This window comes from Novosphingobium sp. BL-A-41-Hi4B-X5A, assembly GCF_055521705.1.
On record NZ_CM145500.1, the window covers coordinates 2,978,354 to 2,992,354 of the forward strand.

13 protein-coding genes and 1 tRNA gene are annotated in these 14,001 nt (G+C 62.9%); 9 read left to right on the forward strand and 5 right to left on the reverse strand.

What is annotated here, in order from left to right:
* The first annotated feature begins 13 nt into the window (after positions 1-13).
* From ACZ1JY_RS14515 to ACZ1JY_RS14535, 5 genes are all read left to right on the forward strand, one after another.
* Entirely contained in the window at positions 14-1,447 is a 1,434-nt protein-coding gene (locus ACZ1JY_RS14515) for a circularly permuted type 2 ATP-grasp protein (protein WP_118072305.1), read from the forward strand.
* Positions 1,447-2,394 (forward strand): alpha-E domain-containing protein, encoded by a 948-nt coding sequence (locus ACZ1JY_RS14520; protein WP_118072304.1) that lies wholly within the window; start codon positions 1,447-1,449, stop codon positions 2,392-2,394. Before ACZ1JY_RS14515 ends, ACZ1JY_RS14520 begins: the two co-directional genes overlap by 1 nt.
* A 6-nt stretch (positions 2,395-2,400) precedes the next feature.
* Entirely contained in the window at positions 2,401-3,213 is an 813-nt protein-coding gene (locus ACZ1JY_RS14525) for a transglutaminase family protein (protein WP_168902840.1), read from the forward strand.
* Positions 3,214-3,292: 79 nt separating this feature from the next.
* Positions 3,293-4,042 carry a proteasome-type protease gene (locus ACZ1JY_RS14530; protein ID WP_118072303.1) on the forward strand — a complete coding sequence of 250 codons (750 nt, stop codon included), beginning with the start codon at positions 3,293-3,295 and terminating at the stop codon, positions 4,040-4,042.
* A 292-nt stretch (positions 4,043-4,334) separates the two neighbouring features.
* Positions 4,335-4,955 (forward strand): response regulator transcription factor, encoded by a 621-nt coding sequence (locus tag ACZ1JY_RS14535; RefSeq protein WP_039332870.1) that lies wholly within the window; start codon positions 4,335-4,337, stop codon positions 4,953-4,955.
* 89 nt (positions 4,956-5,044) lie between these two features.
* On the opposite strand, the gene ACZ1JY_RS14540 is transcribed toward ACZ1JY_RS14535, so the two are convergent.
* Together ACZ1JY_RS14540 and ACZ1JY_RS14545 are read right to left on the reverse strand one after the other, a co-directional pair.
* Positions 5,045-5,713 carry an extensin family protein gene (locus tag ACZ1JY_RS14540; RefSeq protein WP_168902839.1) on the reverse strand — a complete coding sequence of 223 codons (669 nt, stop codon included), beginning with the start codon at positions 5,711-5,713 and terminating at the stop codon, positions 5,045-5,047.
* A gap of 101 nt (positions 5,714-5,814) precedes the next feature.
* Positions 5,815-5,890: transfer RNA gene (locus tag ACZ1JY_RS14545), tRNA-Val, on the reverse strand.
* A gap of 668 nt (positions 5,891-6,558) precedes the next feature.
* Here ACZ1JY_RS14545 and ACZ1JY_RS14550 point away from each other — a divergent pair.
* A complete protein-coding gene (locus ACZ1JY_RS14550) occupies positions 6,559-6,933 on the forward strand; it encodes a thermonuclease family protein (RefSeq protein WP_465129753.1) in 375 nt (124 codons plus the stop codon).
* Positions 6,934-6,936: 3 nt separating this feature from the next.
* Here the strand turns inward: ACZ1JY_RS14550 and ACZ1JY_RS14555 are convergent, their stop codons facing one another.
* The 3 genes from ACZ1JY_RS14555 to ACZ1JY_RS14565 all read right to left on the reverse strand — a co-directional run bounded on the left by ACZ1JY_RS14555 (position 6,937) and on the right by ACZ1JY_RS14565 (position 10,853).
* A complete protein-coding gene (locus ACZ1JY_RS14555) occupies positions 6,937-7,749 on the reverse strand; it encodes a DNA adenine methylase (RefSeq protein ID WP_465129754.1) in 813 nt (270 codons plus the stop codon).
* A gap of 133 nt (positions 7,750-7,882) precedes the next feature.
* Positions 7,883-8,992, reverse strand: a complete 1,110-nt coding sequence (locus ACZ1JY_RS14560; RefSeq protein ID WP_465129755.1) for a phage portal protein — start codon at positions 8,990-8,992, stop codon at positions 7,883-7,885.
* A gap of 10 nt (positions 8,993-9,002) precedes the next feature.
* A complete protein-coding gene (locus ACZ1JY_RS14565) occupies positions 9,003-10,853 on the reverse strand; it encodes a terminase large subunit domain-containing protein (protein WP_465129756.1) in 1,851 nt (616 codons plus the stop codon).
* Between the two features lie 237 nt (positions 10,854-11,090).
* Between ACZ1JY_RS14565 and ACZ1JY_RS14570 the strand changes: the two genes are divergently transcribed.
* The 3 genes from ACZ1JY_RS14570 to gpM all read left to right on the forward strand — a co-directional run bounded on the left by ACZ1JY_RS14570 (position 11,091) and on the right by gpM (position 13,997).
* The gene (locus tag ACZ1JY_RS14570) at positions 11,091-11,924 is read left to right on the forward strand and encodes a GPO family capsid scaffolding protein (RefSeq protein ID WP_465129757.1); all 834 of its coding nucleotides are present in this window, start codon (positions 11,091-11,093) and stop codon (positions 11,922-11,924) included.
* A gap of 50 nt (positions 11,925-11,974) precedes the next feature.
* On the forward strand, positions 11,975-13,075 hold the full coding sequence (locus ACZ1JY_RS14575) for a phage major capsid protein, P2 family (RefSeq protein ID WP_465129758.1): 1,101 nt from the start codon (positions 11,975-11,977) through the stop codon (positions 13,073-13,075).
* 157 nt (positions 13,076-13,232) lie between these two features.
* Entirely contained in the window at positions 13,233-13,997 is a 765-nt protein-coding gene (gene gpM, locus ACZ1JY_RS14580) for a phage terminase small subunit (RefSeq protein WP_465129759.1), read from the forward strand.
* Positions 13,998-14,001: the final 4 nt, after the last annotated feature.

The following is a 14,001-nucleotide window of genomic DNA, read 5'->3' on the forward strand; positions in this document are numbered from 1 at the left end:
ACGGGATGAGCCTATGAAAACAACCTCGCCCTCGTCGTATGACGAGATGCTCAACGCCGATGGATCGGTACGGTCAGCCTACGCTGGATATTGCCAGTGGTATGACGAGCAGCCGCCGGACCTTTTGAGGCGCAAGGGCAGCGAGGCCGAGGCCTTCTTCCGTCGCACCGGGATCACTTTCAACGTCTATGGCAACGAGGACGCGGAAGAGCGCCTCATTCCCTTCGACATGGTGCCGCGGATCATCACCGCGCAGCAATGGCGCAAGCTGTCGCGCGGGATCGAGCAGCGGGTGCGGGCGCTCAACGCATTTCTGCATGACCTGTATCACCGGCAGGAGATCGTGCGGTCGGGCAGGCTTCCGGCGCGCCTGCTCAAGGGCAATGTGGCGTTCCTGCCCGAGATGGTCGGCTTCACGCCGCCCGGCGGGGTCTATACCCACATCGTCGGCATCGACCTTGTCCGTACCGGCGAGGACGATTTCATGGTGCTGGAGGACAATGCCCGCACTCCGTCCGGGGTCTCCTACATGCTGGAGAACCGCGAGACGATGATGGCGATGTTCCCGGAACTGTTCACCCGCGTGCGGGTGCGCGAGGTTTCGGACTATCCGCGCCGCCTTGCCCGCAGCCTTGCGGCCTGCGCGCCGCCCGCGTGCGACGGCAAGAAGCCGGTGGTGGCAGTGCTGACGCCGGGGATCTACAATTCCGCCTACTTCGAGCACGCATTTCTTGCCGACCAGATGGGTGCGGAACTGGTCGAGGGTAGCGACTTGCGCGTGGAAAACGGGCGCATCGCGATGCGGACCACTTGCGGATACGAGCCGATCGACGTGCTCTATCGCCGGGTGGATGACGAATATCTCGATCCGCTGACGTTCAATCCCAATTCCGTGCTGGGCGTATCGGGCATCATGGACGTCTATCGCGCGGGCGGGATCACGATTGCCAATGCGCCGGGGACGGGGATCTGCGACGACAAGGCAATCTATTCGTTCATGCCCGAGATCGTCGAGTTCTACACCGGCGAGAAGCCGATCCTGCAGAACGTGCCGACCTGGCGCTGTGCCGAGCCGGAATCGCTGAAGTACGTGCTCGATAACCTGGCCGAGCTGGTGGTCAAGGAAGTGCACGGTTCGGGCGGCTATGGCATGCTGATCGGGCCGACCTCTTCGCGCAAGGAACTGGCCGCGTTCGAGGCCAAGCTGCGCGCCAAGCCCGAGAACTACATCGCGCAGCCGACGCTTTCGCTCTCGACCGTGCCGATCCTGACCAAGGCCGGGCTGGCGCCGCGCCATGTCGACTTGCGACCGTTCGTGCTGGTCAGCCCCAACGGCATCGACATCACGCCGGGCGGCCTGACGCGGGTGGCGCTGAAGAAGGGTTCGCTGGTGGTCAATTCGTCGCAAGGCGGCGGGACCAAGGACAGCTGGGTACTGGACGACTGATGTTAGGTAGATCCGCAAACGGCATTTTCTGGCTGTTCCGCTACCTCGAGCGCGCGGAGAACATCTCGCGCCTGATCGAGGCGGGGTTCCGCATGGCGCTGACCCGCGACGCTTCCGATGCTTCGGACGAGTGGCGCTCGCTGATCGTGACGCTGGGGCTGCGGCCGGGCTACGAAGCGCGATACGGCCCCGAGTACACCGGCAGCCACGTGTTCAACTACATCCTGCGCGACAAGGACAATCCCGGCAGCGTGCTGGCAATGACCGAGATGGCCCGGACCAACGCGCGCATGGTGCGAGGCGGCATTACGCGCGAAGTGTGGGAATCGGTCAACGACGGCTGGATGAAGCTCAAGGAAGCGCTGGCGCGACCGGTCACGGAGACGCGGCTGGGCGATGTGCTCGATCTTGTCCGGCGGCAGTCGACGCAAGTGCGCGGGGCCATGGAAGGCACCATGCTGCGCAACGAGATCTACAACTTCGCGCGGCTAGGCAGCTTCATCGAGCGGGCGGACAACACCGCGCGCATCCTCGACGTGAAATACTATGTGCTGCTGCCCTCGATATCCTATGTCGGGTCGAGCCTCGACAATGTGCAGTGGGAAAACGTGCTGCGCTCTGTGGCAGGCGAGCGGGCCTATCGCTGGCTCAATGCCGGACGGATGGATCCGCGCGGCATTGCCGAGTTCCTGATCCTCGACGGACGTTTCCCGCGCAGCCTGGCATTCTGTTATTCCAAGCTGCGATCAAACCTCGCGAGCCTGGCGCGGGAGTATGGCAGTGAGATGCACTGCCATGAAATCCTGCGCGATGCCGATTGCCAATTCCATCAGGCGACGATCGATGCGATCTTCGAGCAGGGCCTGCACGAGTTCATCGGCACGTTCATTCGCAACAACACCACGCTGGCGATGCAGATCCAGCGCGATTATCGCTTCATCGACTAGGGTTCCATGCGCCTCGCCATCGATCATACCACGCATTACGTGTTCACGGGACCGGTCAGCCGGGGCCTGCAGAGGCTGCGGTTGAAGCCCAAGACTTCTGCCGGGCAGCGCGTGCTTGAATGGCGGATGTCGTTCGAAGGGGCGCAGCTGCAGTGCGAATACGATGATGCCCATTGCAATCATGTGGCGTTGATCTCGTTCGATCCGGGCGTGCAGGAAGTGACGATTCGTTGCGAAGGCCTTGTGGCCACCAACGATGAGGCCGGGATCATGGGCAAGCATTCGGGCTTCGTGCCGATGTGGCAATTTCTCGAGCCGACCGACCTGACCAAGGTTGGCCCCCGCATCCGCTCGCTGGTTTCGGCGTTGTCGCAGGAGGGGAACACGCTTGCCACGCTGCATGCCCTCTCCGCGCTGATCCGCGAGCGGGTGGCCTATTCGACCGGGCACACCAATGCCGAGACGACGGCCGAGAGTGCGCTCGCGGCGGGACGGGGCGTGTGCCAGGATCATGCGCACGTGTTCATCGGCGCGGCGCGGTCGCTGGGGATACCGGCGCGCTATGTCAGTGGTTACCTGATGATGAATGACCGGATCGAGCAGGACGCCGGCCACGCCTGGGCGGAGGCGCATGTCGAAGGGCTGGGCTGGGTCGGCTTTGACGTGTCCAACGGCATCAGCCCCGATGCCCGCTATGTCCGCGTGGCGACCGGTCGCGACTATCAGGATGCAGCCCCCATCACTGGTATTAGATACGGTGCGCTGGACGAGACGATGCATGTGAAGCTTGCCGTGGAACAGCAGCGTGTGGAACAATAGACCACACGTTATTAGGCCGAGACAGGCATTAGGCTTGGACAGGCATTAGGCTGGGACAGGGCAAGATCGGGGCAAGGCGATGACGTATTGCGTGGGGATGATCCTCGACAAGGGCCTGGTGATGATGAGCGACACCCGGACCAATTCGGGCGTCGACAACATATCCGTGTTCCGGAAAATGCATCATTGGTCCGTGCCGGGCGAACGCCAGATCACGATCATGACCGCTGGCAACCTGGCGACGACGCAGGCCGTCATCTCGCAGCTTGAGGAGCGCAACAAGGCGCCAAGCGATCGGCGGCCTTCGATCCTCGAAGCGCCGACCATGTTTCAGGTGGCGACGCTTGTCGGCAATCTCCTGCGCAACGTGATCGAGGGGCGGCAGGACAACGGGATGAAGTCGGAGGGGCCGCGCTTCACGGCATCGATGATCGTGGCCGGGCAGATCCAGGACATGGAGCCGCGGCTGTTCATGATCTATCCGGAGGGCAACTTCATCGAGGCCAGCTTCGATACGCCGTTCTTCCAGATCGGGGAGACCAAGTACGGCCGCCCGATCCTGCTGCGCGGCTATGACCGGACGATGAGCTTCGAGGATGCGGTGAAGCTGCTGATGGTCTCGTTCGACTCGACGGTGGCCGCCAATCTTTCGGTCGGGCTGCCGTTCGACCTGCTGGTGATGGAGCGTGACCGCTTCGAGCCGCTGCACCAGCGCCGAATTCTGGCGAGCGATCCTTACTTCAAATCGATCTCGTCGAGCTGGAGCGAGGCACTGCGCCAGGCCTTCCATTCGCTGCCGGACTACACGTTCAAAGCGGACGAGGGCTGATTCCGGAACAGCGACACGAGAAAACTGATTCGAGAATACCGATTCGAAACGAGGCGTTCCTGGTTAATGGCGGCTTTTCAAGATGCTCATAAGTGATGGAACTGCTTGCGAAAAACCGGCGAATTTTGTGTCCTGCATCACATTTTTTGGTTAACCTCGCCCTAAATGGTCCGTTCCGGAAGCGTTCATCCTAAGGAAAAACCTTTATAGCAGGCCGATGAACGTCAGTTCTGGTTCATTACGAAGCTAACCCAAGTGGCAAAGTCAAAAAATCAGGCGCTTAATGAGCGTCATGGTTGATCGTGTCACACTTCATATCCTCGATGGGGATTCCGCTCGTAGGGCGCAATTGGCCCGGCTTGCTTTCGCTGCCGGCCATCACGCCGAGATATACGCCAATGCCGAGGAGCTGCTGGCGCATGCGCCTTCCGGCGGCCTTGTCCTGGCCCAGGATGAGCCGGTGGGAGAAGGCATCCCGCGGCTCATTTCGGTGATGATGCAGGCGGGCCACTGGCTGCCGGTCATCGCAATCGCCGAACCGCCGCAGACTGCCGCGGTCGTCCGTGCCATCAAGGCCGGTGCGCTTGATTATCTCGCCATGCCGACGCAGATCGGCCCCCTGAATGAAGCCGTCGCCCGCGCCAGCCGCGAAGCCGAAGCCTACCGTGCCCAGCGCGCCCGTGCCGCCGAAGCGCGTCAGCGCATTGCCCGCCTTTCCCTGCGTGAACGCGAAGTCCTCGATCGCCTTGCCGAAGGGCAGAGCAACAAGGCCATCGCGCGCGAGCTCGACATCAGCCCGCGCACCGTGGAAATCCATCGCATGAAGATGATGGGCAAGCTTGGCGCCCGCCATGCCGCCGAAGCGGTCCGCCTGCGGATCGAGGCGACCGGACTGGACGACGTCGCCGCCTGACGCAACTTGGCACGATTGACCGGAACGCGAAGGGCGGGGGGCAACCTCCGCCCTTTGCTTATGCGGGTCGGCGATCTAGGGTCAGAACCCTAGCGGCAGAAGGATTTGAGGCCGCCCGGCTCAAGATGCAGATGATCGCGGTGGGCGGCGTTGTAATCCGGGGTCAGAACGGTGCCGAAGCGCTTGCAGGCGCTGTCGCGGATCGTGCGCAGGAAGGCCCGGACTTGCGGCGATGGCGAGTTCCAGTCGTTGACGATGCTGATGCGGCGACCATCGGCGAGTCGGAATGCGGCAATGTCGATCGCATTGGCAGTTGCGTGGGCTGACAGGCGGCTGGTGCCCGCGACGTTGCGGCAGGAATAGCTGCCCATCGTCTCGATCCGTTGCAGCGGGCTGCCGAGGATCTGGCGCGCAGCGCGGTCAACGCCGAAACGCGCCCAACCTTGCAGCGCGGTGGCTGCCGGGCAGGAGACGGGACCAAGATTGGTGACGTTGAGCAGGCCATTGTCGGCCTGCAGGGATTCAAGCCGAACGGTGCCAAGGGTCGAGCAGCCCGCGCCGTAATATTGATCAGAGAGCGGGGTGAAACGCGCTTGCGCGGCGCCAAGATTGGCAAGGCACGCCCGCGTCTGCGGGGACTGGCTGAGCGAAGCCCCAGTGCTTCCGCGCGACGGCTTGCGCACCGGCTGGTCGGGCGAACCGATGCACCCGGCAAGCGTGGCGGTCAGCGATAGGGCGATGAGAGCGCGCCGGACCATGCAGCGGACGATACCGGCAATCGCCTCGCTTGCACAGCACGCAGACGCACGGACTGTCGCATCGGGAGCATAGACCGGGGGGAGCATGGGCTGGGAGGAAATGGTGGGCGCTGACGGGCTCGAACCGCCGACCCTCTCGGTGTAAACGAGATGCTCTACCAACTGAGCTAAGCGCCCGGTGACCCGGAGACCGCGCATTTAGGGCATTTTGCGCTGCCGTCAACTCCTGGCTTCACGGAACGAAAAGGCACCAAGCGGAACAGATCGGCACCTAGAGTCCCGACATAGTCCCGACCGGAAAGCGGTGTGCGGGCGAGACCGCGTCCATGCATAGAAGCGCACAGCGAAGCCTGCTCCCACCTCATTACATCGATCGGCGATTTTTCTCCGAGAAGTCTACGGCTAGAGGCCATTTGCAGACATTGCGAGGTATCTGGCGCAAGGACATAACATTTATAACATCCTTGGAATTTCAAAGACTTAGGACGTAATAATGATATAATATAGACATAACCATATTATATCTAAGAAAGGTAATGTCTGGGGTTGGAAAAATCGTTTAAAATCAATGACATTATGTCGCCGCCCTCAAAAGATTATGTCAGTGTTAGGCCTCTGACCTCACCTCCAAAATCCAGCATTTCCGGGACTTTTGACGCCACAGATTGGGGCATGTGAGGAATGTTATGTCATTGCGACATATGGCGGTGCTCGCAGAGCGCATGCCGACTGGGCCAACTTGCATATTTTTCGATGAAGAAGCCGAAAGCGAGGCGTGGGGGCGAGCGCGGCGCGCTGGGGGTGGCGGCGTTGGTCCCTGCCCTCAGGGGGTGCTAGGGGTCGGCATGCCCCTACTCATCGCCCTCGCCGCCACCGCCAGCGCCTGCATCGCCCGCGTGTCCGACGGTGACACCATCCGCCTCTGCAGTGGTGAGCGTGTCCGCCTGATCGGGATCGATGCGCCAGAGCGCGCGGGATCAGAGCGATGCAGCCCCCGCTCCCGTGCGCGTCTCAAAGGCAGCCGCAATCCGACCTGGTGTGATCATGCAAAGGCCGAGCAGTCCAAAGCCGCGCTTGAGCGCTTCCTCGCCACAGGCGCCGTGCGCATCGAGAGGCGCGGGCAGGACGTCTACGGACGCACACTCGCCCGCGTTACGGTCAATGGCCGCGACGCGGGCGAGTGGCTTATCGCCAAGGGCCTTGCGCGGCCCTGGCGCTGATCGTCAGTTGGAGATGATCACTTCACCGAAGACCTTGGACTTATCCATGCCCCCGATCTGGTAGCGCACCTGCTCGCCCTCGATCGTGAAGCCCTCGAAGATCCGGCGCACTTCCGGATGATCGTTGAGCGAGAGGATGAACTTGCCCCGGATGCCGCGCAGCTGCTCGGACATGGCCTCGAACTCCTCGCGTCGGAACATGTCCCGGCCATAGTCGGTCTCGCAGCCGTAGTAGGGCGGATCGAGATAGAACAGCGTGGCCGGTCGGTCATACCGCGCGATGAAATCCGCCCAAGGCAGACGCTCGATTATCACGCCTGCAAGCCGTTCATGCACCGCCTCGATCATCGGCCCGACCTTGCTGATGTCGAATCGCCCGCCGCTGCCCAGCACCACGCCGAACCCGCGCCCGTTTACCTTCCCCCCGAACGCAAGCCGCTGCAGGTACAGGAACCGCGCCGATCGCTGCAGGTCAGTCAGCGAGCTCGGCTCCATGGCGAGCAGCTTCTCGAACCCCGCCCTGCTCGTGATCTGGAAGCGCAGCATGTCGAGGAATGGCACGTAATGGTGCTGCACCACGCGAAAGAACGTCGCCACGTCCTCCGACCAGTCGTTGATCACCTCGCCCTTGGGCTTGCGATCCCGGCGCAGGAACACCCCGCCCATGCCGACGAAGACTTCGGCATAGGTGTCATGCGGAACGGCGTTGATCCGCTGCACCAGGCGCTTGGCCAGATTGCGCTTTCCGCCGATATAGGGCGCCAGCGGCTTGACCGGATCGACCGCCACGAGGGTGGTCTCGGGATTCGACAACATCGCACTTGTTCCTTAAATGTTCCGCCGCCGAGTCGGCAGGCGGGATTGGCCCCAAGGCGGGACCGATTGGGACAAGACGAGCTGCGTTCGTCGGACTTGGGCGGTGCAACGCCCGGTCCCCCGCCGTCGCCGGTCAGCGCACCTGGCCTGCGGGGATCTTCCTGAAGCCGTTGCCTTCCTGCCGGATCACCGAGCCATCGGCGCAGAGGTAATCGGCAAACGAAAGCGCCGGCACACCTGCCCAGTCGTTCATGCGCAGCATGCGCCGCGCGATCGGCACGATCTCGAGCTCGTAGAACGAATCGCGCGCCTCGCGCACGCTGCCGAAGCCGCCGTTGTTCTGGGGGATCACGCCGATCAGCTGGGGCGGCGTGCGGTGCGCGCCGAGCATGTCGTCGCGGCTGATGTTCTTCACGTTCGAGAATTCGTCTTTCGCAGTCACATCAGCAATGGGAATGACCTGCACGCCGTCCTTCTTCCCTTTGGGCATGTAGAGCAGCATGTTCTTGAAGTTGCCCACGCCGCGCGCCTGGCCGAGCTTCTCCGCGATCTGGTCGACCATCCCCTCATCGGCCAGAGCGTCCGTGATGCTCAAGATGAAACCAGCATGCGCACCGTTGAGGTAGTAGCGACGGCGGAACAGCGTGGCGTTCTCCGAAAGCAACCCGCTCTGCAGCGCGGATAGCCACTCTGGAAGCCCATAGATCTCCTGCGCCACGTCAGGCTGCTGCAGCTGGAAAATGCGTCCGGGCTCGAACTCGTGGCTCTGGCTGATCGGTCCATTGACGAACCAGAACACGCCGGCCTTCACCCCGGCGCGCATATGGACCGAGGGCGCATGCCGGATCACCGCCACGCGGTTGCCCAGGTTCGGAACCTGCTCGAAGTAACCGTTCCCCATCTGCACGAAGTCCAGGGCAAAGCGCTCGAAGTCGTCGCTGCCGAGCCAGCGGCTCTGCACCTGTTGCGAAACCAGCATGTTGACCTTCAGGGCCACCGCGCTGCGATGATAGGGGCTCATGTTGAACACCTGGGCGAGGCGTGCCGTCGGCAGGGGTGGCTCGTACCACTGGCCGTTGTGCCAGATCTCGAAGTACTGGGAGAGCTCGCGGCGATCGAGCACGCTTTCGGGATCACCGAACGAAAAGACGCCGCCCTCCACGGGTCCTTTCGGCATCCGGGACAGTTTCCCCGCGCTTGCTTTCGCCGGTGCCGCCAGTGCGGTCGATTTCCTCGTGCTCATGCTCGGCTCCTCAATCGAAAAATCTGACGGTACCGCCGCTCGCTTGGCTCTCGGTCCCGACGTCCAAAGGCTCGTTGGAAAGGGCGTGCAGCAGCGCCCAGGCAATGTCGGCGTGGCCGATCTCGCCGTTGCGGCGCGCGGTATAGGTCACGCCCTTCTGGCTTGCGGTAAGCGTGGGGCGGATAGCCATCAGCGCCTGCATCAGGTCGGTCCACCCGGCATCGAACTCGATGCGGCCGGCGCGGAACACGTGTTGCCCCTTGATCACCAGCGCGGTCTTGCTCGCCACCGAATATTCGATCTTGCGGACCAGCGGGAACCAGTGACCGACCAGTTCGAGCACGGCCTGTCCGGACCCGGTAGTGTCGATCGAGATATCGGTGACGTTGTAGCGGCCTGCCACGCCCTTGATGAAATCCGCCTGCCCCGCGAAGTCGAGGCCGTTGAGGCGGTACTTCTCGAGCACGCGGAACTTGCCGCCTACCTTGTCCGGTGGTGCCAGCACGATCAGCGCGGCATCGTCGCGGCCCTGCTTGTTCGGGTCGTAACCCAGCCACACCGGCTTGTCGCCGAACGGACGCCCGCCAGGCACGTCGACCAGCGCCGGATGGAAGTCGCGCCACTTGAGGAAGCTGTCCACCCGCGCCGGGTTGAGGCGGGCATAGGGGAAGCTGCTCTCGGCATCGTCCACGTCCTCGCATTCGAACAGGTTGCGGAACGCGTCTTCCGAATATTCGCGGCGGAGCTCGTCGACGTCGACCAGGGCGGACAGGCCGAGGTCGCAGGCGTCGTGGATGGTGAGGATCTGCTGCCAGCTTCCATCCGGCATGATCGCACCACGGCGAAGGTTCTTGTGGCTGATGTCGAAGGGCTTCTGATCGCCCTTCGCGCGGCCCCGGTTCCATTCCTCGCCCGACCAGAAGGCATAGCTCTCGTGGGTCTTGGTCGATGGCGTCGAGAAATAGGTCTTCTTGTAGATCTTGTGGGTGGCCATGCCGCTGGCGACCTTGGCCAGCTCGGCAAAGCCATGAACCCACGCGTATTCGTCGAAGTAGAAGTCGCCGCTTTCGCCCTGCGCCGTCGCCGAATTGGTCGAGAGAAAGTAGAAGCCGGCCGATTCGATCGGCTTGTGTTCAGTCTGCCCCTCTTCGTCCTCGGGATACTGCCCGACGAAGTCGAGCTCGATGATCTTCCCCTTGAGCTCGATCCCGGTGACCTTGCGCACCCACTTGTAGATCTCGCGCCGAAATTTCAGCGCCTGCCGCTCGCTCGCCGATATGAAGATCTGGTTGCGGGGCTGCTCGCCCTTGAGCACCGCCTCGCCAACTTTGGCGAAGGCCTCGCGCGCGAAATAGACCGTCGCGCCCACCTGGCGCGATTTGCGGATCTTGCGCGTGCGCTGCTCGCGCTGGTCCCACCACAGATCCTGATATTCGAAGCGCCAGTCGTCGAAGTCCGCGAGCAGCTTCTCCCACTGCTCGATGGTCAGGAAGTTCTTGCGCTTCTCCGCGCGCTTGGCCTTGGCGGGCTCGTCGTTCCGGTTCGCGATCTTCGGGTTGAGATCGCCTTCCTTCCCGGTCTTGTCGAACTTGCGGATCCGCGCAGAGCGTTCGAGCTGGCGCATGAGGAAATCCACGCGCTTCATGTCACCCTCGGTGAAGGGTTCCTTGTCGAGCAGCATGGCGATTTTCGCCTCGAGGCGATCCTCGACCACCGCGATCGGCGCGTCCTGGTCCCACGCATCGCGCCGCTTCCATGCCGCCACGGTTGCGTAGGGAACCGCCATCTCTTCCGAGATTTGCTTTGCCGTCCACCCGCGATGGTAGAGCGAGCGCGCCTCGCGCCGCTGCGCACGGTTCACCTGCCGGCTGATAGCCGGTTCTGTGTCCGCATCGGGAACGGGGCGCAGGGGTGGAGAGCAGTGCATGGCGTCAAGCCATGCACCCCGAACCCCGTCTCCTGTCGCCTGCCTCGCCGGGTAAACCCGCGCTCTACCGCGCAGGCGCGTTGCCAGAGCCGCGCCGCCGGTGCCTCAAAGGGCACAACTGCTGACCCCGCACCAACGCGCCACGCCAATACCCAGACGGGAGCCCTTTCGATGAAGACCAAGCCCTTCCTGCTCGCCACCGCCGGTTCCACCGTCGATGGCCGCGTGATCGATGAAAAGATGCTCGAAGAGATGGTCTCGAGCTACGACCCCAAGGTCTACGGGGCACGGCTGAATATCGAGCATGTCCGCGGCATCAGCGGCGATGGACCTTTCCGCGCCTACGGTGATGTTCTCGAGCTCTCGATCGGCGAGGTCGAGGTCAATTTCAACGGCAAGACCGAGACGCGCAAGGCGCTCTACGGCGTCTTCGACGTCAACGACGATGCCAAGAAGCTCAACGAGGCGGGGCAGAAGGTCTATCCCTCGATCGAGATCGAGCCCAATTTCGGTGGCAAGGGCTTTGCCTACATGATGGGCTGCGCGCTCACCGACAGCCCCGCATCGATCGCCACCGAGCGCCTGCAGTTCAACCGCTCACTTCCCGGCACGATCACCGTATCGGCAGACACGGCCGAACCACTTGAATTCGCCGATGCCGATGTCACCCAGGGCGGCAATGCGCTTCTGTCGGGCATGGCCAAGCTGTTCGATGGCTTTGCGGCGAAGTTTTCGAAGGCCGAAGAAAAGCCCGAAGCCAAGAAGGACGATCCGCCCGAGGGTGCGGCTTTCGACTTCGCCGCTCTGCGCCCGCTGTTCGACGAGTTCGGCACCACCATCGCCACGGCCATCAACGGCCTGCGCACCGAGTTCCGCGCCGAAGCCGATGCCCTCGCGGTCAAGCTCAAGAAGGTCGAGGAAACGCAGGAGCGGACGCCCGACCAGAACTACCGCCAGCGCCCGATCTCCGACGGCAAAGCCGGTAACTACTCCGGGATCTTCTGATCCAGTCCGCCGCCCGCCCCGCTTACTCCCCTCAATAGGACCTGACAGATATGGGTTACACTCTTTCCGATCGCGGCCGCCGGGCGCTCGACGGCCTTTTCAACGCTATCGTGCAGCTCAACGGAGCAACGCGCGGCGTGGCTCACCAGTTCTCGCTTGATCCCACCGCCGAACAGCGGCTTGAGGATCTGCAGCGCGAAGAAGTCGGCTTCCTGCAGCAGATCAACGTCATTGGCGTTCGCGATCTGATCGGCCAGGTGATCGGCCTCGGCACCGATGACATGATCGCTTCGCGCACGGCAGAGGCTGACCTTCCGCGTAAGGCGCGTTACGTCGGCAAGCTGCAGGATCGCGAGTATCGGCTCTACGATACCGAGTTCAACACCAAGCTTCCCTGGCAGATCATCGACAACTGGTCGAAGTTCCCCGATTTCGCCCAGCGCTATGCGCGCCATGTCGCGGTGTCGGTGGCTCTCAGCCGCATCTCGGTTGGCTGGAACGGCCTTGCCGCCGCCGCCAGCACGGATGCCGAGGATAACCCCTTGGGCGAGGACGTGAACATCGGTTGGCTGCAGAAGCTCCGCCTTGAAAAGGCCGATCATGTCATGGGGCGCGCCACCGTTACCGCCGGCGGCATCACCACTGCAACCGGTGCGGCCGCGCCAATCTATATCGGCCCCAACGCCGACAGTGCTGCTGGCGATTACAAGAACATCGATGCGCTGGCCTATGATCTCATCTCTGGCATGCCCAGCTGGTCGCGCAACAGCACCGACCACGTCGTTCTGGTCAGCCAGGACCTCGTCGACGAAAAGTACTTCCCGATGATCAACCGTCCGCTTTCGGACACGATCGATGGGGGCCGCTCGACGTCGGATCAGGTGGTGGGCGACATCATCATGTCCACCAAGCAGATCGGCGGGCGCCGCGCTGCCATCGTCCCGAAGTTCCCGGAAAAGACCATGGCGGTCACCCCGCTCAAGAACCTGTCGATGTACTACCAGGAAGGTTCGCGCCGCCGGTACATCAAGGATGAGCCCGAGAACAAGGCGAGTCTCGTCGACTACAACAGCGTCAACGAAGGCTACGTCATCGAAGACACTGATTTCATGGTCCTGGCCGAGAACATCGAGTTCGGCGACCGCCCGTAATACCACGCCGGGAGGGCAGTGAAGGCGGTCGCTGACATCCGGGTCGGTTGCCGCAAGAGCCCACATCCGAGACCGGGGAGGGGAGCGGATGCTCCTTAACCGAACCGGTTGGCCGCGCGCCGGATAGCGCGGTCTCCCTTTCACCATGGAGCCCCGCATGAGCAGCCCCTTCCGTCGTCACAAGCAGCGCGTCCTCGGCATCATGTCGGGCGCTGTTGCTCCCGAAACGGCACGAACGCCCGAACTGCAGGAGCCGAAGGCCAACTCGCCATCGGGTCAGGAATATGCCGCCCTGCGCGTGCTGCTGCATGACAACCTGCGCACCCTGTCCGACATCGCCAGTCACGAGGCCCGCGTGCCGGTAAAGGTGGAAATGGCCCGCGCCTTTGCGCCGTGGATCGAAGGTGTGCTCGCTGCGGAAGGACAGGCCGCGCAGGACGAAATCCTCGTGACCAATCTGGTCTGGGCGATCGACTATCGCGATTTTGACTACGCACTGCGCCTTGCCGCCCATGCTATCCGCCACGGCCTTGCCATGCCGGAGAAGTTCACCCGCACCCCGGCCTGCTATCTGGCAGAGGAAGTGGCCACCATCGCCAATGCCGAGTTCGATGCGGTCAGCCTCGATCACCTGCTCGCGGTATCCGCGCTGGTCGAAGGGCATGACATGCACGATGCGGTGCGCGCCAAGCTGCTCAAAGCGATCGGGCGGCGTTATGCCCAGAAAGCCGCGCGGTTCGATCCAGCGGCCGACAACGCCCCCGCGGGCGGCAAGGCTGCTTATGTCGAGACCGCGCTCGAGGCCCTGCGCCGCGCGCTGCAGCTCGATTCCAACGTCGGCGTCAAGAAGGACATCGAACGCCTCGAACGCGAGGCGAAGAAGCTTGCCCCGGGGGAAGGTGGAGAACCTCCCCAGGGCTGACCGG